Origin of the sequence: Borborobacter arsenicus, assembly GCF_003934165.1 — a bacterium.
Classification (GTDB): Bacteria; Pseudomonadota; Alphaproteobacteria; order Rhizobiales; family Rhizobiaceae; genus Pseudaminobacter; species Pseudaminobacter arsenicus.
In genome coordinates, this window is sequence record NZ_ML133513.1 from 18,222 (window position 1) to 42,484 (window position 24,263).

A 24,263-nucleotide genomic window follows, 5' to 3' on the forward strand; every position below is an offset into this window, starting at 1 on the left:
AAGCGAGCATGAGCGACATCACGTTGAGACAATACATTATCGACGAGCTTGAATTCGAGCCGAGTATCGATGCGGCCGACATCGGCGTGGCGGTGGAAAATGGCATCGCCACCTTGACCGGGCACGTCCCTACCTACGCCCAAAAGGTGACCGTCGAGAATGTCGTGCGCAGGGTGAAAGGTGTCAAAGGCATCGCGCAGGAAATCGAGGTTCGCCCCTTTCCGTCGGGCGCCTTGGCGGCGCTGCCGTGCTCGTGCCCTGACATGGCGTTCAGCTGGCCCGTTCTCCGAGGGAACGCACGGTTGCAATCCATTTCTTTCGCTTGGTGTCGCTGACGCCCTCCACCAGTCCGAACAGGGTTTCCCGCACAGGGTTGATGCCGACGAAATTGAGGATATTGCGGCGCATGCCGGCAACGCCATGGCCGAGATACCAGAGCCGGTAGACCGGGGCCGGCATGCCCATCGTCACCACGATACGCGCCGAGCGGCCCTTCAGCAGCGTTTTAGCGAAGCCGTCCTTGCCCGTATCTGGATAGGCAAACGCCAGACCCGGGCGCATCACCTGCTCAAGGAATGCCTTGAGCATAGCCGGCATCATGCCCAGCCACAGCGGGAAGACGAAGACGATGTGCTCCGCCCATTTGATCGCCTCGGCAGCATCCCGCAAGTCGGGTGGGATCATTCCGTGCTGGAACTCCTCCATTGAGCACAGCAAGGGAATGTCGAGCCTTGCGATTTCGATCTGGTGAACCTCATGTCCGGCCGAGCGTGCTCCCTCAACATAGCTCGCAGCGAGTGCCCGACACAGGCGTTTCGGATTGCTGTCGGGATGACCGACAATGACGAGAATGCGGCGTGGCATGCAAAATTCTCCACTTTCCTCGACACACGTTAGACAGCCTTCACTTGGATGCTTTGACCTCAGTCAAGGATGGTGGTGTCTGGCGCGGCGGAGTTCCTGTGCGAAGAAAAAGCGCTTCGTCGCTTCCGACGCAGCGAGATAGGCGAAGGTGATCGCGATCAGCCCGGCCATGACCGGCATTGGCAGGGGCACAAAACCGAACCAATCTGCGCCCGGCAGATAGGGGACTGCGACGGCGAAAACGGTGACGGCTAGCGTCAGCCAGGAAAGCAGGCCGCTCGGCCGGCTCCTCCAGAAGGGTTTTGCACGGTCGCGTCGACGCTTGCCGCGTTGAGGCAGAAATGGTGGTAACCGGCAGGCTGTCGGCGCATGTCTTGCGGCTTGGAGTCGCCGCCGCCCGGCACCTCTACTAAGAAATGATCGTCGGTTGGCGGCGCGAGATAAGGGAGCTTCTGGTCTGCATGATCCCATCCCGCGACGACAGGAAGTCGAGCTTCTCGACATAGAAGCGCTTGGCGGACTCGAGGTTGGGCGTGTGAACCGGGACGTGATTGTTCTCGTGACAAATATTGAATGAGGTTCATCAATTAAGCGACCGAACTCGCTGATTGGCATCCGCCTGCTGAACCGCACAACGCAAAGCGTTTCGCTAACCGACGCTGGCGCTATGCGGTTCGCGCAGCTGTCGGCTGCGTTCGACGACATCGGGCCGGCGATGAGGCGCTCAACAAGTTCCGAGACACAACGCCCTCCTCTTTGATCCAGGGCAAACGGCCGTCCGGAACGTCCTGCACATGCGCGCGCTGTTCGCCCACAATCGAGGAAGTTGATCTACGTCAACGCGGGCAGTTTCCCCCGCGCTATGGTCGCCCATTGATGGATAGCCGAACGTGTGACAACATGGCGACCAATCTCAAAAATGCGACCTGTCATCTGACACCAGAGGGGTGGGTGGTGGGCGATACCCCGCCGCCAGATCGTGTTGAAACGTGGAACTGTTGCGTCACAGACCCTGGCCGCGGCAAGCGTTACGTTGAGTGGACGCGTTTCTGGACGAGCCGCGACGTTGCCCTTTCGGAGCGGAACAAGCTCCGGAAGCGCTTCTGGGATGTAGTCGACACCGAAACGATTAACCAATTGGCGGGTCGCCTGTAGGCGACCTCACAATCAACCCTAGTGCTACGGGGTTGATGATGCCGCTCCGACTGTCGGACACGGCGGTTCCGTTATGTACAAGCACATTTTAATCCCGACTGACGGCTTCGAACGATCGGAGAAGGCCGTCGCCCATGGCGCAGCTCTCGCTGCGGCCGTAAAGGCGAAGGTAACAGTGCTGACCGTCACGGTGCCGTTGCATTCGATAGCGTCTGATCCAACTGTCAAGATTCCATGGGGCCTAGATGACGGCCGGCGTTTTTGCAGAATGAGTGGCCGTTCCACCAACCACTTATTCCGAGGTCCCGATGTTCAAGATCGAAAGTCCTGCGACCGCCATCCATACTAATCTTGCAGCAATCTTCATTTCGATTGAACTCAGCCAATCCACTTGGCTGATCACATCGCTGTCGCCAGGAAATGGCGAGAAGATGTCAACGCATTCAGTGGCCGCTGGAAACATGGCAGGCTTATTCGATCTGCTTTCGAAGTTGCGGGAAAGAAGCCGCACCAGGACCGGACATAGTTGGCAGATCATCTCTATACAGGAGGCGGGCCTGGACGGATTCTGGATTCATCGAACGCTTCAGGACAACGGGATCGAAAGTCATGTGGTCGATCCGGCGTCTATCGCGACACCACGCCGTCACCGCCGCGTAAAGACGGATCGCGTCGATGGCGAGGCACTCCTCCGGGTTCTTATGGCCTATAAGAGGGGCGAGCCGAGAATTTGCTCGATGGTGCGGGTTCCGTCAGCAAAGGAAGAGGACAGACGGCGGATCGGCCGGGAGCGCAAGACGCTTACGGTCGAACGTGTCGCGCATGTCAATCGCATCAAATGTCTTCTGTTCTCACAGGGCATCACCGATTATGAGCCGATCCGCAAGGATCGGCGGCAACGGCTTGAAGAATTGCAGACCGGCGACGGGCACCGACTGCCTGCGCATATGAAAGCACAGATCCTCCGGGAACTGGATCGTTTGGAGCTGGTGCTCGAACAAATCAGGGTGGTTGAAGATGAGCGCGATGCGCTTATCGCGGCACAGACCACAGAGGAGAAGCCGTCACCTGTTACAATGCTGCTGGAGATCAAGGGGATTGGCGCGGAGTTCGCCAATATTTTGTGGTCAGAATGTTTTTTCCGACAGTTCAATAACCGCCGCCAGGTTGCCGCTTTTGCAGGACTGGCGCCGACACCTTGGCAGAGCGGTTCAATCGATCGAGAACAGGGCGTCTCGAAAGCAGGCAACCCAAGACTGCGCACAGCGCTGATCCAGATGTCCTGGCTCTGGCTGCGACATCAGCCCAACTCGACACTGGCCCAGTGGTTCAAGGCGCGAGTTGAACATAGTGGCGGCCGGATGAAAAAGTCAGCCGTTACCGCGCTGGCACGCAAGTTGCTCGTGGCGCTTTGGAAATACACAACCTCTGGGGTCGTCATCGAGGGTGCCATTATGAAAACGGCTTGACGACTTACACCTCACTTTCTGAAATCTACCGGGATCCGATCAATCCCGGCGGATTCGGGTCGACGAGCCGTTGCGTAAAGACCATGGTGATCGTCCGCCACAATCCGGCATTTCGGTGAAGCCGGTGTTTCATCGACTGCACCGAGCTGCGCTGTTTGATAACCGGGGCCAGGCCTGATCACGGGCGCGGCCGACGACGACCCAAGCGGCATTACCACCTATTCCCAGGCCGGTGCGCAATCGGGCTCAACATGCTGTGAACCATGTTGAGTACTCTTGGAGAGCGGGCGGGCTGATCCAGCGGGATCCGGAACGATCACGACAGCGTCCGGGCGATCACCTTGTCATCCCGGCGCTAATGGTGCCCTGCGCGCAATCGTAGCTGCATCGCGACTTGCTAGGCCGTAGACTCATTACGGCAGGCACCAGATCCTGGTCGCAACGAGCTTGACGGCGGCGAGATAGTTTTCCGGGTCCTTGTCATAGCGGGTTGCGATGCCGCGAAAGTGTTTGATGCGATTGAAGAACCGCTCGACGAGGTTGCGCTGGCGATAGAGCCAGGCCGAGAAGGAGAAGGTGCCCTTGCGGTTGGCTTTCGGTGGAATGTTGGCCCAGGCCTTCCGTGCTGCAGCCTTGGCGCGGATCGCATCGGTGTCGTAGCCCTTGTCGGCAAGCAGGATGTCGCCCTCGCCGAGGACCTCGATCAGGGTTTCGGCTTCCTTGCAATCGGCGAGCTGACCGGCGCTTAGGCGCAGGCTGACGGGGCGGCCTTCGGCATCGACAAGCGCGTGGATCTTGCTGGTGAGACCGCCGCGGGAACGTCCCATGCCACCATCGTTTCCATCCCCCTTTTTCCCGTGGCCGCATGCTGGTGGACACGGACACAGGAGGAGTCGATCATGACGATATCGCCGTCATAAGCCTTGGAAACCGCGTCGAGAAGCCGGTCCCAGACGCCCGCCTTTCTCCATCGCACGAAGCGGTTGTAGCAGGTCGTCGCAGGCCCGTAGCGTTCGGGGATCTCCGCCCATGGCGAGCCGGTCCGGAACCGCCAAAGGATACCGTTCAGAACCCGCCGGTCATCGACGCGCGGCACGCCGCGAGGCTTGTTCGGAAGCAGCGGCGATATGATCGCCCATTCCCGGTCTGTGAGTTCGTAGCGGCGACGCGTCATCCAAGACTCCTTTTTCAGAAGCCTTGAATCATCAGGTCGATCAAACACCAAGCAATTTTATGAGTTTACGGCCTAGTGTTATCTCATCTGATCTTGCCCGGGCAGCGCCGAGGTTGGACACTTTGACCCCCGGTCAAGAATGGGACTCTGCGCGAAGTCTTACTCCGGCCCCGTGTGCAATCGCATCAATCCTTAGACTTCAGTTGGCGATCAAGCGGTTGATGGAACTGTCCTGTAGCAGTGAGCGTGTTACCCCACCAAACGCCCATTCGCGCAACCGGCTGTGGCCATAGCCGCCTGAGACGATCAGGTCTGCACCGGTTTCCACGGTTGCCTGCAAAAGCGCTTCGGCAAAATCGGCCCCTCCGGCCTCCAGCATCTGCGAACGTGCCTTGACCCCGTGCTTCATCAGGAAACGCACAACGTCAGCGGCGCTTTCCCTCGTTTGCGCTCGATCACTTTCCTCAATCGACGCGACCAGGACCTGGCGCGCGTTGGCCAGAAACGGCATCGCATCGATGACCGCGCGCCGCGCCTCGCGCGAATCCTTCCACGCGACAAGGACGTTTTCCGCGGTCAGCGGCCGATAGCCATCTGAGGCGAAGAGGACCGGCCGGCCGGCCGAAAGAATAAGCTCACCCGGATCTATCGTGCGTAGGCGATCTTTCGGTGAATGGCCGACGGGACCGACGACCAGCAAGTCAGCAGCGCGGGCATTGAGGGCAAGAAACCGTGTCGGCTCGCCAACCGTGCCCCGCCATGATGCACGGTTGCTGTCTTGCGTGAGATCATGGAACTCGGATTTCAGCGCTTTCAGTCGCTCTTCGATTTGTTCGACTTGGCTGCGCGTTGCCTCTGCTGAAATGCTTCCATCACCGTCCGCCGGTCTCACCAGGAATGGTTCGGCCGCAGCAAATGCGATCAGATCAGCTTCTAGGTTCTGGGCAAGCTCCCAGGCAAAAGTTAACCGTGGCGTTGCCGGTGCATCGATATCGAGTTGAACCATGATTGTGTTGTAGATCATCGTCTTGGCCTCTGTTCGGTTTATAATGTTCATCACCAAATGACGGCGGCGGCCTTGATGCCGGTCAAATGATACCCAACTGACGGGGTGAGGGATGTTATCTCTCTATGATCGTCATGTGACAACAGAGCGCTCAGGTCGTCCGCCCTCGCACACAGGGTGTACCTGTGGTGCTATCCGGATCAGCTGCACCTCGGTCCTAATATGGCATCCAGAATAGGAGCCGCGTCTTGGCATTGCCTCGGGCCTTCCTTGCCATTGTGCCTCGGGAACCGGAAGTTGCTGTCGCTAAAGTGATCGTCTCAATGCAAATCCCGCAATCGCTCACGCTTTTCGTTCGATGTCATCCGTCAGGCGGCCTTGCGATAGATCAAGGCGCAGAGATGCCATTCATTGGAAAAGGGATCCATCTACCGTGGGACATGATGCATGTGCAAATTCCTCGTGGCCGCCTTCGCCGTTCTTTTCGTCGGTTCTGCGAGCGCTGACGACGACCGTCAGCGCGCCTATGGCGAGATGTCGATCAAGCAGAACTGCTCTCGGTGCCACGCCGTGGCATTGACCGACGAGAGCGCCCATCCGGAGGCGCCGGCCTTCCGCAACCTCTCGCAACGTTACCCGATCGAGGCGCTCGCAGAAGCATTGGCCGAAGGCATCTCAGTAGGCCATCCGGACATGCCCGAATTCAGGGCCGAACCGGAAGAAATCGGTGCGATTATTGCCTACATCGAGAGCCTTCAGAGATGACGGAGGACGGCGCAGCGTAGCCCGCGATCGTTCAATCCTTTGGCCAAACGGTTTGAGGGAGATCAAGGCGGCCACCCAGCCGATCATGATATAAAATAAGATGATGGCTCCCCCGCAGCCGGACTCTCGTGCTCCTCAGAGGAGAGACAGCTTTGAAATTCCAGGCCTTCGTTCCCTTCGCCACCTATCCGGAAGCAAACGCTGACGCGCTCGCCGCCCATGCGGCCGCGGTCGCGGCCGGGATCGGCGTGACGATCCGGGCTGTGGCTATCAATGCCGACATCCCCGATGTGTCCAATGCGCTTTCCAAACTGTTGCTCGACACGCCCAAACTGATCCGGCAAGCCGAAGCGGCGAGCCGCCAACAGGGCCGGCATCTGCTTGCACTCGTCAAGGAGAAGTCGGACTTGGCCGGCGTCGACCTCACGACCGCTGTGGTCAATGCCCCGATTGCGGCGCTGGGAGAGGCCGCGGCGCTGGACGCCCGCTATAGCGACCTCAGCCTGGTCGGCTGGGAGGCCGGCAACACAACCTCGCGCGCAATCGCCGAAGCCGTCATCTTCGGTTCGGGAAGGCCGGCAATCCTGTTGCCGGAGCTATGGGAGCCTTCGCCTTTCGATCATGTCGCTATCGCCTGGGACGGCAGCCGTGTCGCCGCGCGTGCGGTCGCCGACGCCCGGCTGTTCCTGGAGCGCGCGACGCGCATATTGGTCCTCACGGTCTTAGATGAGAAGCCGCTGAAGGAGAAGGCGGCCGGCGAGCGGCTTGCCACCGCCTTGCGCGAGCGGGGGCTGAACGCCGAAGCCTTCGAGATCATGGCGCAGGATTGCCCCATTGCCGAGACGCTGCAGCAGACGACCATCGAAAAGGGCGGCCAGCTGCTCGTCATGGGCGGCTACGGGCATTCGCGCCTGCGCGATTTTGTCCTTGGCGGCGCGACACAAGGCGTGCTCTCCGACCTGTTGATGCCGGTCCTCCTGTCGCACTGACACGAGCGAGAGGGCAAAAAATACACGTCGCTGTGGTGTCGAGGTCGAGCTTGCCCTGCCGAAGCAGGACTACACAGGGCGGCCCAATCGCAATGGATATTCTTCGTTGTGTTTTCAGGGTTTCTCGACGCGCGCGACCTGATAGGTATGCATCCTGCCCTGGCGGCCTAGCGAGACATATTCCCCGGTGACGAAGCGCTCCTCGCCGAGGCGGAAGCCGATCTCGTCGTCGCGCTCGCCATCCTCGTAGTCGAAATACCATTGGCCGCCGGGCTTGCGCCGCAGCCGTCCGATGCGGTCGTTCTCGCCAGCACCGAAGCGACGGACGCGGCAGCGGGCCTGCTGAGTCTTCCACTCGGCGGCGTCTATGCGGCCATCGGCAGCCAGGGGCACGAGCAGGTCGTAGCCTTCATCCCTGTTGCCGGCCGGATTGTCCCGCTCACGTGCCAGCAAGAGCCTGACATGCCGGAAACCGGGGCTGAGTTCACTTGCAGATGCCATGTTGACCTCTCTCCTGATCGGCGATCGGCTCGAAACCGAGCGGGTCGTGCCGGCGACTCCTATTCTGGTTCGAGGCTACCCCAGGCCGTTCGGCAATGATTTGATCGGCATCAACAAGCGGGCATCCGGACATGAAGAACTGGGCTGCAAGGCAAGAGCCCGGCAGCTGACCGTGTCGCTGACATGGTCCCGCCGAGCCCGCTCCGAGGCGAGCCTATCTGATCACCAGCACCGGAAGCGTCGTGCTCGCAAGCACTTCCGCTGTCTGGCTGCCGAGCAGCATCCTCTGTATGCCGCGCCGACCATGCGAAGACATCACGATGAGGTCGCAGCCCTTCAGCCTTGCCACCCGGACGATGGCTTCTGCAGGAAATTCGTCCACCTCATGCATCAGTTCGACGGTCGCTCCGTGACGCGAGGCAATTTGCTCAATGCTCTGATAGCGCTCCTTCATGGCATCGTCGATCTGCTGATCGTAGCGGGCAACGGGATCGTGGATGCCTCCTTCCACCGCCGCCTGCGCTGCCGCCGGCTGCAAGGGTTCGGTGACGCTGAGAACGGTCGCTTTGGAGCCAAGCTTGGCGGCGAGCGCCAGGCCCTGTTCGACTCCCTTTTGAGCCAACTCCGAGCCATCGGTCGCAATCAATACATGCTTGTACATCGGTTTCTCCTGCTGACGGGATTGTGTCTGATACTATCTGCTTTGCACCATAACGGAAGCGCGGGACATGCAGCCGGAGGAACGGATACCAGTTGCCTTTTGCCTGCGAGATCATCGATCCGGTTTGAGCGAAACCTATCGGTCCCGCTTTGATTCGCATCAATGGTGAAACAGCAGGGGCCGTCCTCCGGGCGCGGTGACCCTTGGGGCAGCCCCAAAGGCACAGGGCGGAGGCGACGGCTCGATTGCTGCAGTGGCAACTCCAATGGCCGACGTTATGCTCGGTTCTTGGAGGTAGCGTTATGCGCAAGTTGCAATCAACACATCATGACAGAACGCTCTGCGTGTCCCAGAACCATCACCGGTGGAGCACGGGTGTAAAAAGAACCGGAAACGAGCATTCGCGTCATCGAGAATGTGATGGCACATCTCGGTCCCCCGCACCGGAGGTGCCGGAGGCCAGCCGGAGATGAGTGATCACCTGCTTGACGCCCGACGTGTTCTCCGCGGCCACTCGGATAGCCGCCCGCACACGTTCGCTCGCCACGCTTCCGGTCAATTCTACGATGCCATCACATACTGAGACGTCAACCACCGGCCGAGGCGACCACCTCTTGCCACTGATTTCCCGCAGGATCTCTCGGCGGATGGTGATGTCTTCGGCCCTCGGACCCTGCACATTGTCGAGGCGGCCGAGGAGGGGGCGCAGGAAGTCAGCTCGGCTAACCATCCCCATCACTTTTCCGTCTTGGGTGACGGGCAGCCGCTTTACACCTTCGCGGACCATCAGTGCGGTGATGTCATGTAGCGAAGTATCCGGTGCAACGCTGAAGACCTGCCGGGTCATTACGTCTCCGACCTTACGCCCGCGGCTTTGCGCATATTCCTCTGCCGATTCGTCCGCCGTAAGCCACAGGTTGATCCAGTTTGCGTGCCTTGGCGCCGTGCCGATCTCCGGTCGACAAAGAAGATCCCGCTCCGTAACAATGCCGACAAGAGCACCGTCCTTGTCAATGACAGGCAATCCGCTGACGCGATGTTCAAGCATCAAGCGGGCGGCATCGGCAACCAGGGTCTGTGGGGTGACCGTCAAGGTTGCCGTGGTCATGATGTCTCGGGCTTGCATTGCAGCGTCCTTTCTCATCGGCAACCGGTCGTTCGACGCGATGGGCCGTCAAAGGACGGCGCGTCTACGCCAAGAAACGTGTGGACCTTCGCGCCAGTCCTACAAGCACGGTGTGCCCGCAACGAATCGTGCCTCATAAGATTGAACCCGGCGGAAATGTCGGCACCGAGCTGTCCAGAGAATATTGACCGTCGGAAACGAGCCCGCCTTGCGTCAGATCAAACTTTTCGGGCGGCCCGGGCGAGGCCTCTCGCCGACGCTTCGGCGGCCGCACCGGCATGCCTTGCTATCGAAGTCGACTTAGTCCTCTGAACACCGTCAATTGCCCGAGCCAAGTGAATCTCGGGCAAGGGCGTGTGCAGCAGTCAGGCTGCCGCGGTTGGCAGCCGCTCGCGCACCCAGCGGATGATCCGCCCGGCCGACATGGCTCCGGACACGCGCCCGAGTTCCCTACCGCCGCAAAACAAAACCATCGTCGGTATGCTGCGGATGCCGAGTTCTGTCGAGGCAGACTGCTCGACGTCGGAGTTGAGCTTCAGCAGAACGACGTCCGGCTCCAGTTCCCGTGCTGCCGCCTCGTAGGCGGGGGTCATTATTTGACAGGGGCCGCACCACGGTGTCCACACATCCACCAGCACGGGAAAGGTCGTCCGCTCCATATGACGCCTGAGAATTGCGCCGTCCACGTCCTGCGGACGTGCCTTGAAAAGCATGCCTCCGCACTTTCCGCATTTTGCCGAAGATGCGGACCGCTCCGCAGGCAGGCGGTTGACGCTGCCGCACTGGCTGCAGACAATCATCCTCTCGCTCACTTTGCGTCTCCTTGTACCTACAAAGATGACCTGCGCCTCCGCGGACGCATTGATGCGGATCAATGCGCCGGGCGAAACGCTGGTCAATGATCGCATTCATATTTTGCAGGAACGACCCATGATGCAGAGCGAGCCACAGATCAGCTTCCGCGGAATGGAACCTTCCCCATCGGTGGAGGAAGTGGTGCGCGAAAGGATCGCCCGCCTGGGCCGTTTCCATGACCGGATCACCTCTTGTGCGGTCGTGATTGAAGCCCCTCATCGGCACGGCCGTCAAGGCAAGCTCTATCGCGTCCTGGTCGACATCGCCGTACCTAGTGCGGCAATCGTCACAGGCATGTCTCGGCAGGAGAACCATGCCCACGAGGACATTTATGTCGCCATCCGGGATAGCTTCGATGCGGCACAACGAAAGCTTGAGGATTTCGTTCGAAAAAATAGCGGCTATCGGGTCAAGGCGCACCCGGAGGTACTTCACGGAAAGATCGCAAGGCTCATGCCCGGGGAAGGCTACGGCTTCATCCTCGCGCAAGACGGCCGCGAGTTCTTCTTCCGTCGGGAGAACATGACGTCCCAGAAGGAGTGGTCAGCGCTGTCCGAGGGCAAGGAGGTCCGCTTTTCCGAACACGACGGTGCGCGGGGTCCCTATGCTTCGGCCGTTACGGTTGCATGATGAAGCCGCTTGGGTGTCGTTGAGGTCGAGAAGCCAACGCAAACAGAGAGATTTGCAGGTGATGAAAGAGAAAACGACCTGGGTGCTGCTGGCGGACGGAGCGCGCGCGCGTATCGTTCGCCAGATTGATCTCAAAGACGAAGAGCAGGTTGAGGATCTGGTGTTTGAGATCGACCACAAGCAGTTGGGCGAGATCATGTCCGACAGGCCAGGACGCAGTTTCGCCTCGGAAGGCACAAGGCGATCTGCGCTTGAGTACCATTCGGAACCCGAAAAGGAGCAGGAGGCCCGGTTCGCAGAAACTCTGATTGCGGAACTGGAACAGCGCTTCCTTGCCCATGAGTTCCAGCGTCTCGCGATCGTCGCCGAGCCACGGATGCTCGGCGTTTTGCGCCGGAAGCTGTCGCCCACGCTTCAACAAACCGTCGTGGCTCAAGTGGCGAAGGATCTGACGAAAGTGCCGCGGCAGGAACTTGCTGCAGCGATCGGCCAGCTCGGCATAAAATAAGGCGTCACGGGCAAGATAAGTCGTAATGGGCGGTCGATTTGCACGTCGGTCCGGCAAGATCGGCGCTGTCGTGGCCCTGGGCCGATCAGGCATTCCTTCCGAGTTTGCAATATCTGGACCGCTTATCCCGTTCCACTCAGGGGGTACAACCCCGAACAGCACGATCTGAAGGAATCCCTGCCGAATTCGATGCGAATCGTGTCGGAGCTTCGCCCATAGCACAGGGGCGAGACGATGGTTCAAGAGGTACTGATTTCTGGCGACAGGTTTTGGGCAGGTCGCGATCATATCGGCCGTCACATCAAGCTCTCAGCGAACATCTCGATGGGCACTGGCTTGTCTTGTTCTGCCGGATCAGAAATAGCGCCCTGCCAATGCCTACCCCGCTTAAACGCAAGCTGCCTGACTGTCATGCAGGAGCACCAGGTGGTTGCCACCTGACCGAATGATAAGCGGTAGGACTAGTAAGTCCGGGTCTCGTTGTCGTGCGCCTTGGCTTCACGCGGCAGCCAAGGCGAGGATATCGGAAACTATCGCGGCCGGAGATCTGTCAGCTTCGATGCGATGCCAGGTGACCTGTCCGACATCCCTCTGCAATTGGCGAGACAACACGTCGACAGTTGCATCGGAGGGGCCGCCGAGCCGCTGGTCGACACGACGCCACAGCACATCGGGAGAGACTTCCAGCCAAACGCCCAGAAACGGTACATGGCGATCCATGGCGACCTGCTCGATGCGCACGCGGTCGCGCGGCCGATCGAAGACTGCGTCGACAATCACTGAACCGCTCTCGGCCAGGACGAGGCCTGCCCGCCAGGCCATCTCCCGATAGACCCGCTCAGAGATTTCCGGCCGATAAGCTTTCTCGGGGAGGCGGGTCTCGGGCGACACGCCATGCATCGTCTTGCGGATCCGGTCGCTTTCCAGCATTCGCGCGCCGGGAGGCGCGCCGATATACGCAGCAAGCGCTTCGGTTACAGTCGTTTTGCCTGAACCGCTCAGCCCGCCAATGGCGAGGAGACGCGTAGAACGCGCTTGCAGCAGTTCCGATGCGAGGTCGAAATAGGCATGGGCCTCGCGGGTCAGCTTCCCAGACGGGTCGCCGTTTTCTTCTATCTGCGTGGCAAGGACATGAGCACGAATGGCCGCCCTGATTGCCATCAGAAAAGGCAGAAGAACAAACCCGTCTTCATTGTCGGTCTCATCGAGATACCGGTTCGTCACAAGATTGGCGAGTTCCGGGAACCCGCGGTGCCACAGGTCCATGAGTAGAAAGGATACATCATAGAGCACATCCGTCGTCGCAATCCGCTCATTGAACTCGATGCAATCAAACAGGCAGGGCTGGTTATCCAGCAGGCAGATGTTGCGCAGGTGCAGATCGCCATGGCAGCGGCGCACCTTACCGACCGCCTCGCGCTGATCCAATACATCGGCAAGACGCGACAACGTCGCCCGGAATGCAGCGTCCAGAACGTCGATTTTGTTCTCGTCGAAAACGCGGCTGGTGGCAAAGCCGGCCCTGTTGATGTCGAGCACGCCAGCGAGGTTCGCCGCCCCGCTGCCTGCATGCACGACTGAAGCCTGACTGTGGAAACGCGCGACCATGCGGGCGGTTTTTGTCATCAGATCGGGCGTGAGCCGGCCAGCTTCCGCCATGCGATCCAGCAGCTGCGCTTGGTCGAAGCGGTTCATTTCAACGACCGCATCGACCAATTCTCCACTCCCATCGAACGCAAGTCCACCGCCCGGCTCGCGCGTGATCCGCCGGATGCCGAGATAGAGATCCGGCGCGGTGAGTGCATTGAGTTCCACCTCCCTCAGGCAGGCGGCAAGGCGCAGTTCGGGGGCCGAGAAATCGACGTAAGGGAGATGCACCGCCCGTTTCAGCTTGAAGGCACGGTCACCAGCAAGGAATATCACCGAAATATGTGTCTCAATGATTTCGGCCGGGGCGGCGATGCCGAATGTGAGTGGATCTGCCAGGAAAGCCATTGCTTCAGCTTGGTCGCTAGGAATCAAGGAACGCTCCTTCATTTTCAATCACCAGCAGGGGCCGGGCCACCATCCTGGTCCCTGCTCCGGGCAGACTGTGCGCCCGCGCAGACAAAGGAAGGATTTTCCCAGTTGGGTTTGCCGTAGAGGAGCGGCTTGCCCTCGGTTGTGAGCACGGTGCCGCCAGCTGCTTGAAGGATGGCGTGAGGCGCAGCGGTATCCCACTCCATGGTACGGCCCGGCCGTACATACAGATCGGCCTTCCCCTCTGCTATCCGGCAGAATTTCAGTCCGGAACCCATCCTGACCGTTTCAGCGACCTCGTATCTGGCGAGCATCGACGGGAGGCGCTGATCATCCGCATCATGCCGGCTGACCAAGGCGACAGGCCCGTCTCGAGGGACGTCTCGGACTTGAATGGGCATGTCTGTCCCGCCTGTACGTTTCCATGCACCTCGTCCGACGACGCCGGTGTACACTTCATGTCGAGCAGGTGCAGCAACAGCTCCCAATACCACCTCATGGTCTCGAATGAGGCCGATATTGACGACGAACTCATCGAGGTTGGCTGCGAATTCCCGAGTGCCGTCTAATGGATCGACCAACCAGAAGACGCTCGGAATCGGTTCGGCTCGGTTCGTGGCGGATTCCTCGGCGATGGCCGGGATGTCAGGTGTCCGGGTTCTTAATCCGTTGAGAATGGTTCGCTGTGAGATGAGATCGGCGTCCGTCACAGGAGATCGGTCTAGCTTTTCAGAAACCGTGTAGCCGCGTGCGCGGATCGCAAGAATCTCGGCCCCGGCTTGGTCAGCCAGTCGCGCGGCAAGGGTAACGAGATCAAGATCATCCATTTGAAAACAATGGGGCAGCCAATTCTTAACGGCATTGATGGACATCAAATCCGGGGCACGGCGCAGTTGATCCGCATCAATCCCAACGACCCAACGTGATGGCAGAATGACATTCGCAGTTGGAACGGTCTGGCGACCGGGCAGCTTCCGGACGTTCAAGAGGTCGATGAAATGGCTCACAAACAGGTGCTGTTCCGTTCCGAAGCCCGTGAGAAGATTTTGCGGGGCTGTGCGCAGCTTGCCGATGCCGTGCGGGTCACGCTCGGGCCACGCTCGAAATCGGTGCTGATCGAGAGGAAATGGGGCACGCCCATCGTCTGCAACGATGGCGTCACCATTGCAAAGGAGTTCGATCTCAAGGATCCGGAGGAAAATCTCGGCGCGCGGATGCTGAGGCAAGCGGCGGAGAAAACGGGGGATATGGTCGGGGACGGCACCAGCACATCGACAATCCTCGCCCACGCGATGTTCGCCGACGGAGTGCGCAATGTCGTGGCGGGTGCCAGCGCGATCGACATCAAGCGCGGGCTCGACCGGGCTGCGAAACGCGCGGTCGAGGCGCTGAAAGCGATCTCCAAGCCCGTTCAGACGCGGCGGGAGAAAGAGCAGGTCGCGACAATCTCGGCGCATAACGATGCTGGCATCGGTGACCTGATCGGGGCAGCGATGGAGAAAGTCGGTGACGAGGGCGTCATCATGGTGGAGGAAGCCAAGACCACCGAGACGGTTCTTGACGTGGTCGAGGGCATGCAGTTCGACCGGGGCTTCCTGTCGCCCTATTTCGTGAGCGACATGGACAAGATGGAAGCCGTGCTGGAGGACGCGCTTGTGTTGGTCGTCGATCGCAAGATCAGTTCGCTGAACGATTTGGTCAAGCTGCTCGAAGCGGTTGCCAAGTCAGGCGCCCCTCTGCTCATCGTGGCCGAGGAGGTGGAGGGGGAAGCGCTCGCCACCCTGATTGTCAACCACATCCGCGGGACGCTGAAGAGCTGCGCGGTCAAGGCCCCCGGGTTCGGTGACAGGCGCAAGGCCATGCTCCAGGACATTGCTATTTTGACCGGAGCACAGGTCATTTCCGAGGAACTGGGCATCAAGCTGGAGAACGTGACGATGGAACAGCTCGGCCGCGCCAGGCGTGTTGTGTGCGACAAGGAGAACACGACGATTGTGGGTGGGGCTGGAGACAGCACGGCGATCAAGGCAAGAATCGAGCAGATCAGGCGGGAGATCGAGAATACGACCAGCGATTACGACCGCGAGAAGCTCAGGGAACGGCTTGCGAAGCTGGCCGGAGGCGTTGCGGTGGTCAAGGTCGGCGCGCCGACCGAATCTGAAATGAAGTCGAGGAAAGAGGCGCTAGATGATGCGATCAGCGCCACCAAGGCGGCGGTCGCCGAAGGAATCGTGCCAGGCGGCGGACTGGCGCTGCTGCGCTGCATTGCGGCTGTCGAGAAGGAGGAGAAGCTCGTTGAAGGCGACGAGCGTACCGGCGTGCAGATCCTGAGGCGGGCCCTCGAGACCCCGGTGCGTCAGATCGCGGAAAATTCCGCCGTCGATGGTGGGGTGGTGGTCGCGAAAATGCTGGAAGGCAAAGGCAATTTCGGCTTCGATGCAGGGCGCAAGCAATATGTCGATCTGGTCGAGGCAGGGATCATCGATCCGACCAAGGTCGTGCGCGTGGCTCTGGAAAATGCGGTGTCGGTCGCCAGTACGCTTCTTCTCACTGAAGCGACCATGACGGAGATTCCCGAAGAAAAGCCGGCGCAACCGATCGGGTCGGAATTGGCAATGTAACGACGTGCGCGGACCGCCAGGCTTGTCCGAGGTCCACGGTGGGAATTGAGGTATCAATGCGTCTATTCGCTTTGAAGGGGAGCGACAGCCTTGGCGTCGCGGTTGCGGGTGCCATGAGTATGGGGCTCGACCCGCATGAGGAACGCGACTTCGAGGACGGTGAGCATAAGGCCCGGCCGCTGGTAAGCGTGCGCGGCGAGGACGTCTACATCGTCCACAGTATTGCCGGTGAACCCGGCGCGTCTGCCAATGACAAACTCGTCAAGCTCCTGTTTTTCATCGCCACCTGCCGGGAAAACGGTGCCGCGCGCGTAACGGCGGTTGTCCCCTATCTCGCTTATGCCCGCAAGGACCGGCAGACAAAGGAACGCGACCCGGTGACGACTCGTTATGTTGCGCAGCTCTTCGAGGCGGCCGGCACCGACTGCGTGGCGGTGCTCGAGGTGCACAATTTCGCAGCGTTCCAAAACGCGTTCCGCTGCCGGACAGTCCACCTAAATGCGCGCAAGCTCTTTTGTCCGGCAATCCGGAAGTTGGATCAAGGCCAGCCGGTCGTGATCTTTTCTCCCGACGGTGGCGGCATAAAGCGAGCGGAATTGCTCCGGCAATGCTATGAAGCCGAGGTTGGCGTGGAGGTCGGCTTTGGCTTCATGGAGAAGCGCCGCAGCCGCGGTGTCGTGTCAGGCGATCTGTTCTCGGGCGACGTGGACGGCAGGGCAGTCTTTCTTGTCGATGACATGATCAGCACCGGCGGCACCATGCTCAGGGCGGCCCATGCATGTCGTGAGCGCGGCGCGAGAGCAGTTCATGCGATAGCCACGCACGGGCTCTTTGGCGTCGGCTCCTACGCTCTCCTGGCGGGAAGCGCCATAGACCGCATTGTCGTCTCCGACAGCCTTGCGTCCGCGACGAAAGCTGCCAAGCTTGAGGTGATCTCATGCGCATCGCTGATAGCCGAGGCGATCAGACGTCTTCATACGAACGGGTCGATTTCGGATCTGGTCGGCATGGAAAGCTGAGTTCGTGCTTCGCCAATGCGATGTAGGACAGGGCGAGCGGCTTCCATTTCTCTGGTTGACGCACTGGCATTTCCAGCAAATGCGCCATGCAAAGACGTGCCGTTAGAAGCATCCGGAAACCGCCGTAGAATGCAAGAAGGTCTCCGTCTGGCCGTCCCCCCAATCTCGCGGTCAAAGTATCCAGGAGACAGGCACGTATCCACGGCTGACCCGCGGCGACACATTCCAGTCCGAGATAATTGATCTCGTCATAAGGGTCGAGGATGCGCATCGGACGGTTGAATTCCAGGCAGTCTATGATCTGGAGGGGCTTGCCGAGGTGGACGTGTTCCGGTCTCAGGTCACCATGGCCTTCGACAATGCGGCCATCCGCGATCCGTCGCTTGATCTTCGATACGATCGATTCAAGTGCCCGGTCGGCGGCATCGAACACTGGCCTGGCAGCATCCCGCACGCCGAGTTCCGGCCGTTGCAGGATGGCCCGGTTGATGGCCTGCTCCTCGGTAAGATGCTTGAGATAAAGGCCTCCATTCGTGATCTCGGGCGTGCAGCCCGCATAGAAACGAGCCATAAGCTCGCCGACGCGGCGGACTTCCGCTTCTGAGACGCGACCCTCGCGTAGCCGTACATCGAGCATGTCGGCATGGCGCAGCCGATTCATTTCCACAAGCAAGTCAATGGTCCGGCCGTGGCCGTGTACCGCAAGGCGGCCTGTCCGGTCCACGCGCAGAGGGATGACCGCGAGATAAGCCTCGCTGGCGAGCCTCCGGTTCAGCCGCAGTTCCTCCTCGCAGTAGTAGCGACGGCGGTCCAGCGTGCTGAAATCGAGGAAGGGGTATTTGACCGGCTTCTTGAGCTTGTAGACGCGGTCGTCGGCGAGGAACACCCAAGACATATGGGTTTCCCTTACCTCGACATTGGTCGTTGCATGGGGAAAACTGCCCGGACAACTCAGGAATTCCACCTTTTCCGCAAGTGTTACCATGTGCGTTCCAGGAGCTAAAGAACCAAGTGCGATCAAGGCAGTCCATCATGCACCGGCGCCGTTTGCCTTGACGTGCATCAAGGCTGGTCTTCGGCGCTTCAAGAACGATGCCGCTTGCCCGGGTGGCGCTCGCGCCCGAAAAACCAGACCTTCATCGCTTCCGAAGCTGCCAGATAAGCCAGCGTGATCGCGGCAAGTCCTGCCATGATCGGCGCCGACAGCGGCACGAAGCCGAACCAGTCCGCCCCCGGCAGATAGGGAATGGCTATCGCCAGCATGGTGACTCCCAATGTCAGCCACGAAAGCAGCGCGCTGGGAGCGCTTTTCCAAAGCGGCTTTCGGGTGCGCACGACCAGCACGATGGCCAGTTCCGTCAGAAGAGATTCGATGAACCAGGCGGTTTGGAAGACCTGCGCGGTGGCCTCAGCGAGGAGGATGAGGAAAGCGAACGTGGCAAAGTCGAATGCCGAGCTGACCAGGCCGAAGGCGACCATGAAACGGCGCACGAAGCTGATGTCCCAGCGACGTGGCATCCGCACCAGATCTGCATCCACATTGTCGGTGGCGATGGCAAGCGATGGGACGTCTGAGAGGAAATTGTTGAGCAGGATTTGCGGTGCCAGCAGCGGCAGGAACGGCAGCGCGAGCGATGCGAACGCCATGGAGACCATATTGCCGAAATTGGCGCTGGTGGTGACGGCAATGTATTTCATCGTGTTGGCGAAGGTGCGACGCCCTTCGTCAATGCCGCGCAGGAGGACGTCCAGGTCGCGCTGCAGCAGGATCATGTCAGCTGCTTCGCGCGCGACGTCCACAGCGCCATCGACCGAAATTCCGACATCGGCCTCGTGCATGGCGGGCGCATCGTTTATTCCGTCGCCAAGATAGCCGACGACATGGCCCCGCCGGCGCAGTGCGGAGATGATTCGCTCCTTCTGGTTGGGGTCGATTTCGGCGAAGATGTCGGTGCTTCCGACGCGAGCAAACAGCGCTTCCTTCGTCAGCTTCGCGAGTTCCCCGCCAGTGAGGATGTTGAGATGAGGCAGGCCGACGATCTCAGCCAGATGCTCCGCGACATGGCGGTTGTCACCGGAGATGACCTTCACCCTTATTCCACGATGGGCCAGCGATTTCAGCGTCTCGGCCATGCCTGCCTTGGGTGGATCGAGGAACAGCAGGAATCCGGCAAAGGCCAAGCCCGCCTCGTCCTCGCGCCGGTAGCTGGCCCGCTGCGGGAGGTGGCGCACTGCAAGGCCGAGCACGCGAAGGCCTTGCATGCACCAGCCGCGTACCTTCTCGTCGATGATTCGCGCTTCGCGTTCGCCCAGCGGTTGCTCGCCCGTCCCGGTGAGAACGGACGAACAGGCCTCCAGGACATTCTGGACAGCGCCCTTGCAGATCAGGAGGTCGTCACCCGCATCTTTCTGCCGGACGATGACCGATAGTCGCTTGCGGATGAAGTCGTAAGGAATCTCGTCGACCTTGGCATGGGTGGACAGGTCATCGTCCAGACGCTTGCTGGCCGCAATTCCCTGGTCCAGCGGGTTCGCCATGCCGGACTGAAGCGTCGCGTTGAGCAGCGCCCACTGTCGGACCCGTGGAGAATCTGCGCCGTCCACGTCCCGGCAACCATCGAGGCGGATCGTGCCTTCGGTCAGCGTGCCGGTCTTGTCCGTGCACAGGAGGTCCATGCTGCCGAGGTTTTCGATCGCATCGAGCCGGCGCACGATGACGCCGCGCGCCGCCATCGTGCGCGCGCCACGCGCCAGGGTGACGCTGATGATGGCCGGCAGCAGTTCCGGAGTTAAACCGACGGCAATCGCCAGCGAGAACAGCAGCGAGTCGACGGCTGGGCGGTGCAGGAGGAGGTTGGCGAAGAAGACGATGATGACGATGACCAGCATGATCTCCGTCATCAAATATCCAAAGCGTCGGATGCCTCTGGCGAATTCCGTCTCGGGCGCTGCATGGGCAATCGCCCCGGCAATCGCCGCAAACTCGGTGCGCTCGCCAGTGCAAACGGCAACCATGGTTGCCGTTCCGCTGCGAACCGAGGTGCCTGTGAAGACGGCATTCGCGCGCTGACCCAATTGGGCCTGCACCGCCGAAATACCCGGCGTCTTCACGACCGGGAAGGTCTCGCCGGTGAGCGCTGCTTCACTCACGTTGAAATCGCGCGCCTCCAGGAGCACGCCATCAGCCGGGATCAGATTTCCGGCCGACAGCCGGATCACGTCACCTGGCACGATCTCCTCGACAGCCACGTTAGCTTCCTCGCCGTTGCGCAGCACGACCGCCTTGCGCGCAATTTGCGCAGTCAGCGCCTGCATGGCTTTGGAAGCGCCGTATTCCTGCGTGAAGGATAGCACGCAACTAGCCAGCACAATGATCCCGATGATGACAGCCTCGCTGCCTTCGCCGATGAAGGCCGATACGATGGCAGCGAAAATCAGGATAAGGACCAGGGGACTCCGGAATTGCTGCAGGAAGGCGACGATGGGGGAGGGGCCGGCTTTGCGACCGATCAGGTTGGGTCCGGCTTTGCGCAGCCTGACTTGAGCCTCGCTGGAGGAGAGGCCCGACTGGGTGGAACCTAGCCTGGCTAGGACTGTTTCCGCCGGAACCGACCAATAGGCGCTGTCCGCCGAGACTTGTTCCCGCTCCATGATGGATCAGGCTCCTGGCCAATGATCGTCGATTATGAGCGTGCCTTGCCTCGACGTGCCTTGATGCCAGTCAATGCAACGGAACCGGCAGATCTATCCGTGTCCCCTTGCGGCCGGCGACAATGTCGGCCGCATCCTCCAGGCGGCCGATCGCGGTCGGTTTGCCGGTAGCTGTCGCGAATATAATGGCTGCCTCAATCTTGGGTCTCATCGAGCCGGCCGGGAAGTGTGCGGCATTGATTTCATTGGCCTGCAGGCGGCCGACCGGCCGCGCCTGCGAGGTTCCCCAGTCGAGATAGACCGCATCGATGTCCGTGAGCATGAGCAGCATGTCGGCGTCGAGCTGTCGCGCCAGGAGCGAGGAGGCGAAGTCCTTGTCGATGACGGCCTCGACGCCGGCAATGCTGCCGTCTGCCAGCGCGACGACGGGGATGCCGCCGCCGCCTGCGCAGATGACAATGACGCCGCGCTCGACCAGGAAAGCAAGCACTTCAGCCTCGAGGATTTCCAGCGGCCTTGGCGATGGCACGACGCGGCGCCATTTGCCGTTATCGGGCGCGACTGTCCAGCCGCGCCCGGCCGAAAGCCGGCGGGCGGTGGCTTCGTCGTAGACAGGGCCGATCGGTTTGGTCGGTTTGGCAAAGGCCGGATCGCGCGGATCGACCCGCACCTGCGTAAGCAGCGTGGCGAAGAGCCGGTCTTTCGCCACGTTGCGCAGCTCCTGCTCGATGACGTAGCCGATCATGCCGGCTGTCTCGGCGTCGAGCACGTCGAGCGGAAAGGGCGTGTCAGGCGTTGCCGCCGCCTGCAGGGCGAGCAGCCCCACCTGCGGCCCATTGCCATGCGTTATTACCAGCGAATGGCCGGCCTTCACCAGTTGGGCCAGCTCCTCGGCCGCGCGTCGGATATTGGCGCGCTGGCTGTCGGCCGTCATCGGCTCGCCGCGCTTCAATAGCGCATTGCCGCCTAGGGCGACGACGATACGCATCTTCAGCTGCCAATCGTGGCGACGAGGATCGCCTTGATCGTGTGCATGCGGTTCTCGGCCTGGTCGAAGACGATGGAGGCTTCTGACTCGAACACCGCGTCCTCGACCTCCATGCAGTCGATGCCATATTCACTGGCGACCAGCCGGCCTATTTCCGTTTCCGTGTCATGGAAGGCGGGCAGGCAGTGCATGAATTTGGTGTATGGATTGCCGGTTGATGCCATCAGCTTGCGCGTGACCCGATAGGGCATAAGAAGTTTGATGCGCTCACCCCAGGCACTTTCGTCCTCACCCATCGACAGCCACACATCTGTGTAGATGAAATCGGCCCCTCTAACGCAGGCCTCCAAATCGGTATCCAACCTGAACTGCCCGCCGTTCCGCTGGGCCAACGCTTTGACATGGGTGCAGAAATCCTGCTCCGGCCAGAGCCTGCGAGGAGAGGCGATGCGCATGTCGATACCGACCTTCGCCGCGCCGACGGCGAGCGATTGGGCGACATTGTCCTTTCCTTCACCCACAAAAGCGACCGTCACGTCGGACAGGTGCTTGTGGGTAAATTCGCGCATGGTCATGAAATCGGCGAGGATCTGCGTGGGATGGTCCAGATCGGTCAGACCATTATAGACCGGCACGCCGGCATAGGCGGCAAGCAGTTCCACCTGATGCTGGGAAAAGCCGCGATATTCGATGGCATCATATATGCGCCCGAGCACGCGCGCCGTATCCTTCATCGATTCCTTGTGGCCGATATGGCTGCCGGAGGGGCCGAGATAGGTGACGTGCGCGCCCTGGTCGTAGGCCGCTACCTCGAAGCCGGTGCGAGTGCGAGTGGAATCCTTCTCGAAGATCAGCGCGATGTTCTTGGCGGTCAGCCGCGGCATTTCCGTGCCGGCCCTATTCGCCGCCTTCAGGTCCGCGGCGAGCCTGAGCAGGTAACGGATCTCGGCGCCGGAGAAGTCATCCAGCGTCAGCACGTTGCGGCCATGCAGGTTGACGGGCATATGTTCTCTCCTTGGTCAGAGTGGGTCGCGTGCGATCGGGCAGGTCATGCAATGGCCGCCGCCCCGGCCGCGGCTCAGTTCCGCACCCTCGACGGTGATCACCTCGATGCCGGCGCGGCGCAGAAGCGTGTTGGTGTAGACGTTGCGGTCGTAGCCGATGACGACGCCCGGCTCGACGGCGACGACGTTGTTGCCGTCGTCCCACTGCTCGCGCTCCGACTGGTAGCTGTCGCCGCCCGTGGCGACGATTCGCAGCGCCTTCAGGCCGAGTGCTTCCCTGACGACCTCGGTGAACGGCTTTTCCTCCTCGACGACGTCGACGGCCGCCTCGCCGTCGCCAGGACGCAGCGAGAAGCTGCGCAGCCGCTCGACCACCGGCGGATACATGGTCACGAGGTCGTGGTCGCAGAAGGTGAACACGGTGTCGAGATGCATGAAGGAGCGGTCGCGTGGCATCAGCGCGGCGATGACGCGGGTGGCCTCGGCAGCGGCGAACAGGCTGCGGGCCAGCCCGCCGACCGCCTGCGGCGTTGTGCGCTCACCCATGCCGACCAAAACCACGCCGCCGCCGATGGGCATGACGTCGCCACCTTCCAGGCTGACGCCGGGACCGGGATTGTCCGGCGAGACGAAGGGCAAGCCGGCATCGCGGAAGCGGGGATGGAAGCGGTAGACGGCCTCGACATTGGCTGCCTCCGGCTTGCGCGCCGACCAGTACATGGCATTAATCGAGACGGAGCGATAAATCCAGCACGAACTATCCCGAGTGAAAAGCTGATTGGGCAGCGGCGACAGCACGAAATCCTGCGGCAGCAGCGTCTTGCCGGTGAGGCCGGCCGGCTGGAACGGCAGTTCGGCCCGCGCGATGCCTCCCACCAGCAAAGAGGCAATTCGGTCCGCCGGAATCTTGTCCAGCCAGCCGCGCAGTTCGTCCATCATGTCATAGCCTACGACTGAAGCGTTGACCCGACGATCGAGAAGCCAGTCGCGCGCCTCGGCGTCGGCCATCGTCTCGGCTAGCAGTTCGCCGAAGGAATGCACCGTCACGTGGCGTTCGCGCAGCGCATCGACAAAGACGTCGTGCTCCTGCCGCGCCCGCTTGACCCAGAGCACGTCATCGAACAGCAGCGCCTTGCAGTTGTCCGGGGTGAGCCGGCGCAGGCTGAGGTCGGGTCGGTGCACGATCACCTCGCGCAACCGGCCAGTTTCGGAATGAACGCCGAGCTCTGTCATGCCTTGTCCTTTCGGAAAGTCGGGC

22 protein-coding genes and 1 pseudogene are annotated in these 24,263 nt (G+C 60.8%); 9 read left to right on the top strand and 14 right to left on the bottom strand.

Annotated elements, in window-relative coordinates; all coding sequences use genetic code 11:
- Window positions 1–8 precede the first annotated feature (8 nt).
- Window positions 9–221, top strand: a pseudogene (locus tag EET67_RS06430) (BON domain-containing protein); the annotation flags it as partial.
- Between the two features lie 49 nt (window positions 222–270).
- Here EET67_RS06430 and EET67_RS06435 read toward each other — a convergent pair.
- Window positions 271–864, bottom strand: coding sequence for an NAD(P)H-dependent oxidoreductase (locus EET67_RS06435; protein WP_128625400.1), 594 nt, complete (start codon window positions 862–864; stop codon window positions 271–273).
- A gap of 1,228 nt (window positions 865–2,092) precedes the next feature.
- On the opposite strand from EET67_RS06435, the gene EET67_RS06445 reads away from it, so the two are divergent.
- Together EET67_RS06445 and EET67_RS06450 are read left to right on the top strand one after the other, a co-directional pair.
- Window positions 2,093–2,368, top strand: coding sequence for a universal stress protein (locus EET67_RS06445; RefSeq protein WP_128625401.1), 276 nt, complete (start codon window positions 2,093–2,095; stop codon window positions 2,366–2,368).
- Window positions 2,328–3,488, top strand: coding sequence for an IS110 family RNA-guided transposase (locus EET67_RS06450; protein WP_128625402.1), 1,161 nt, complete (start codon window positions 2,328–2,330; stop codon window positions 3,486–3,488). Before EET67_RS06445 ends, EET67_RS06450 begins: the two co-directional genes overlap by 41 nt.
- A 413-nt stretch (window positions 3,489–3,901) precedes the next feature.
- On the opposite strand, the gene EET67_RS06455 is transcribed toward EET67_RS06450, so the two are convergent.
- Window positions 3,902–4,662, bottom strand: a protein-coding gene (locus EET67_RS06455) for an IS5 family transposase (protein WP_128625403.1) whose coding sequence is annotated in 2 segments (ribosomal slippage) — window positions 3,902–4,347 and window positions 4,347–4,662 — 762 coding nt in all. Because the reading frame shifts where the segments join, the coding sequence is not laid out codon by codon here.
- Window positions 4,663–4,861: 199 nt separating this feature from the next.
- Entirely contained in the window at window positions 4,862–5,686 is an 825-nt protein-coding gene (locus tag EET67_RS06460; protein ID WP_128625404.1) for a universal stress protein, read from the bottom strand.
- Window positions 5,687–6,130: 444 nt separating this feature from the next.
- Between EET67_RS06460 and EET67_RS06465 the strand changes: the two genes are divergently transcribed.
- A complete protein-coding gene (locus tag EET67_RS06465; protein WP_245450751.1) occupies window positions 6,131–6,433 on the top strand; it encodes a c-type cytochrome in 303 nt (100 codons plus the stop codon).
- A 152-nt stretch (window positions 6,434–6,585) separates the two neighbouring features.
- Window positions 6,586–7,422 (top strand): universal stress protein, encoded by an 837-nt coding sequence (locus tag EET67_RS06470; protein ID WP_128625406.1) that lies wholly within the window; start codon window positions 6,586–6,588, stop codon window positions 7,420–7,422.
- Window positions 7,423–7,536: 114 nt separating this feature from the next.
- Here the strand turns inward: EET67_RS06470 and EET67_RS06475 are convergent, their stop codons facing one another.
- From EET67_RS06475 to EET67_RS06490, 4 genes are all read right to left on the bottom strand, one after another.
- Window positions 7,537–7,923, bottom strand: a complete 387-nt coding sequence (locus EET67_RS06475; RefSeq protein ID WP_128625407.1) for a hypothetical protein — start codon at window positions 7,921–7,923, stop codon at window positions 7,537–7,539.
- A gap of 214 nt (window positions 7,924–8,137) precedes the next feature.
- Window positions 8,138–8,584 (bottom strand): universal stress protein, encoded by a 447-nt coding sequence (locus tag EET67_RS06480; protein ID WP_128625408.1) that lies wholly within the window; start codon window positions 8,582–8,584, stop codon window positions 8,138–8,140.
- 406 nt (window positions 8,585–8,990) lie between these two features.
- A complete protein-coding gene (locus EET67_RS06485; RefSeq protein WP_245450753.1) occupies window positions 8,991–9,692 on the bottom strand; it encodes a CBS domain-containing protein in 702 nt (233 codons plus the stop codon).
- A 383-nt stretch (window positions 9,693–10,075) separates the two neighbouring features.
- Window positions 10,076–10,423 (bottom strand): thioredoxin family protein, encoded by a 348-nt coding sequence (locus tag EET67_RS06490; RefSeq protein ID WP_342634652.1) that lies wholly within the window; start codon window positions 10,421–10,423, stop codon window positions 10,076–10,078.
- Between the two features lie 55 nt (window positions 10,424–10,478).
- Between EET67_RS06490 and EET67_RS06495 the strand changes: the two genes are divergently transcribed.
- Entirely contained in the window at window positions 10,479–11,195 is a 717-nt protein-coding gene (locus EET67_RS06495; RefSeq protein WP_245450755.1) for an HPF/RaiA family ribosome-associated protein, read from the top strand.
- Window positions 11,196–11,256: 61 nt separating this feature from the next.
- Complete coding sequence (locus EET67_RS06500; RefSeq protein WP_165899808.1) at window positions 11,257–11,703, top strand: host attachment protein; 447 nt, start codon at window positions 11,257–11,259, stop codon at window positions 11,701–11,703.
- A gap of 498 nt (window positions 11,704–12,201) precedes the next feature.
- Here the strand turns inward: EET67_RS06500 and EET67_RS06505 are convergent, their stop codons facing one another.
- Window positions 12,202–13,698 carry a bifunctional aminoglycoside phosphotransferase/ATP-binding protein gene (locus EET67_RS06505; RefSeq protein ID WP_245450757.1) on the bottom strand — a complete coding sequence of 499 codons (1,497 nt, stop codon included), beginning with the start codon at window positions 13,696–13,698 and terminating at the stop codon, window positions 12,202–12,204.
- 44 nt (window positions 13,699–13,742) lie between these two features.
- Window positions 13,743–14,729, bottom strand: coding sequence for a 3'(2'),5'-bisphosphate nucleotidase CysQ (gene cysQ, locus EET67_RS06510; protein ID WP_210211097.1), 987 nt, complete (start codon window positions 14,727–14,729; stop codon window positions 13,743–13,745).
- Here cysQ and groL point away from each other — a divergent pair.
- Window positions 14,721–16,343: a chaperonin GroEL gene (gene groL / locus EET67_RS06515; protein WP_128625413.1), complete on the top strand. Its 1,623-nt coding sequence runs from the start codon at window positions 14,721–14,723 to the stop codon at window positions 16,341–16,343. The two genes, cysQ and groL, sit on opposite strands and share 9 nt — an antisense overlap.
- Before the next feature lie 56 nt (window positions 16,344–16,399).
- On the top strand, window positions 16,400–17,362 hold the full coding sequence (locus tag EET67_RS06520) for a ribose-phosphate diphosphokinase (RefSeq protein ID WP_128625414.1): 963 nt from the start codon (window positions 16,400–16,402) through the stop codon (window positions 17,360–17,362).
- On the opposite strand, the gene EET67_RS06525 is transcribed toward EET67_RS06520, so the two are convergent.
- The 5 genes from EET67_RS06525 to EET67_RS06545 all read right to left on the bottom strand — a co-directional run bounded on the left by EET67_RS06525 (window position 17,307) and on the right by EET67_RS06545 (window position 24,238).
- Window positions 17,307–18,383, bottom strand: coding sequence for a hypothetical protein (locus tag EET67_RS06525; RefSeq protein WP_128625415.1), 1,077 nt, complete (start codon window positions 18,381–18,383; stop codon window positions 17,307–17,309). The two genes, EET67_RS06520 and EET67_RS06525, sit on opposite strands and share 56 nt — an antisense overlap.
- Before the next feature lie 62 nt (window positions 18,384–18,445).
- Window positions 18,446–21,013: a magnesium-translocating P-type ATPase gene (gene mgtA, locus EET67_RS06530; protein ID WP_128625416.1), complete on the bottom strand. Its 2,568-nt coding sequence runs from the start codon at window positions 21,011–21,013 to the stop codon at window positions 18,446–18,448.
- A gap of 70 nt (window positions 21,014–21,083) precedes the next feature.
- On the bottom strand, window positions 21,084–22,001 hold the full coding sequence (gene arcC, locus EET67_RS06535) for a carbamate kinase (RefSeq protein ID WP_128625417.1): 918 nt from the start codon (window positions 21,999–22,001) through the stop codon (window positions 21,084–21,086).
- A 2-nt stretch (window positions 22,002–22,003) separates the two neighbouring features.
- Window positions 22,004–23,005 carry an ornithine carbamoyltransferase gene (gene argF, locus EET67_RS06540; protein WP_128625418.1) on the bottom strand — a complete coding sequence of 334 codons (1,002 nt, stop codon included), beginning with the start codon at window positions 23,003–23,005 and terminating at the stop codon, window positions 22,004–22,006.
- 15 nt (window positions 23,006–23,020) lie between these two features.
- On the bottom strand, window positions 23,021–24,238 hold the full coding sequence (locus EET67_RS06545; protein WP_128625419.1) for an arginine deiminase: 1,218 nt from the start codon (window positions 24,236–24,238) through the stop codon (window positions 23,021–23,023).
- Window positions 24,239–24,263 lie beyond the last annotated feature (25 nt).

What these genes read in the sequence shown, in the direction of transcription:
- EET67_RS06435 (WP_128625400.1), bottom strand. Translation starts at nt 864, where the DNA reads ATGCCACGCCGCATTCTCGTCATTGTCGGTCATCCCGACAGCAATCCG.
- EET67_RS06445 (WP_128625401.1), top strand. Translation starts at nt 2,093, where the DNA reads ATGTACAAGCACATTTTAATCCCGACTGACGGCTTCGAACGATCGGAG.
- EET67_RS06450 (WP_128625402.1), top strand. Translation starts at nt 2,328, where the DNA reads ATGTTCAAGATCGAAAGTCCTGCGACCGCCATCCATACTAATCTTGCA.
- EET67_RS06460 (WP_128625404.1), bottom strand. Translation starts at nt 5,686, where the DNA reads ATGATCTACAACACAATCATGGTTCAACTCGATATCGATGCACCGGCA.
- EET67_RS06475 (WP_128625407.1), bottom strand. Translation starts at nt 7,923, where the DNA reads ATGGCATCTGCAAGTGAACTCAGCCCCGGTTTCCGGCATGTCAGGCTC.
- EET67_RS06480 (WP_128625408.1), bottom strand. Translation starts at nt 8,584, where the DNA reads ATGTACAAGCATGTATTGATTGCGACCGATGGCTCGGAGTTGGCTCAA.
- EET67_RS06485 (WP_245450753.1), bottom strand. Translation starts at nt 9,692, where the DNA reads ATGACCACGGCAACCTTGACGGTCACCCCACAGACCCTGGTTGCCGAT.
- EET67_RS06490 (WP_342634652.1), bottom strand. Translation starts at nt 10,423, where the DNA reads ATGCTTTTCAAGGCACGTCCGCAGGACGTGGACGGCGCAATTCTCAGG.
- EET67_RS06500 (WP_165899808.1), top strand. Translation starts at nt 11,257, where the DNA reads ATGAAAGAGAAAACGACCTGGGTGCTGCTGGCGGACGGAGCGCGCGCG.
- EET67_RS06505 (WP_245450757.1), bottom strand. Translation starts at nt 13,698, where the DNA reads ATGGCTTTCCTGGCAGATCCACTCACATTCGGCATCGCCGCCCCGGCC.
- groL (WP_128625413.1), top strand. Translation starts at nt 14,721, where the DNA reads ATGGCTCACAAACAGGTGCTGTTCCGTTCCGAAGCCCGTGAGAAGATT.
- EET67_RS06520 (WP_128625414.1), top strand. Translation starts at nt 16,400, where the DNA reads ATGCGTCTATTCGCTTTGAAGGGGAGCGACAGCCTTGGCGTCGCGGTT.
- mgtA (WP_128625416.1), bottom strand. Translation starts at nt 21,013, where the DNA reads ATGGAGCGGGAACAAGTCTCGGCGGACAGCGCCTATTGGTCGGTTCCG.
- arcC (WP_128625417.1), bottom strand. Translation starts at nt 22,001, where the DNA reads ATGCGTATCGTCGTCGCCCTAGGCGGCAATGCGCTATTGAAGCGCGGC.
- argF (WP_128625418.1), bottom strand. Translation starts at nt 23,005, where the DNA reads ATGCCCGTCAACCTGCATGGCCGCAACGTGCTGACGCTGGATGACTTC.
- EET67_RS06545 (WP_128625419.1), bottom strand. Translation starts at nt 24,238, where the DNA reads ATGACAGAGCTCGGCGTTCATTCCGAAACTGGCCGGTTGCGCGAGGTG.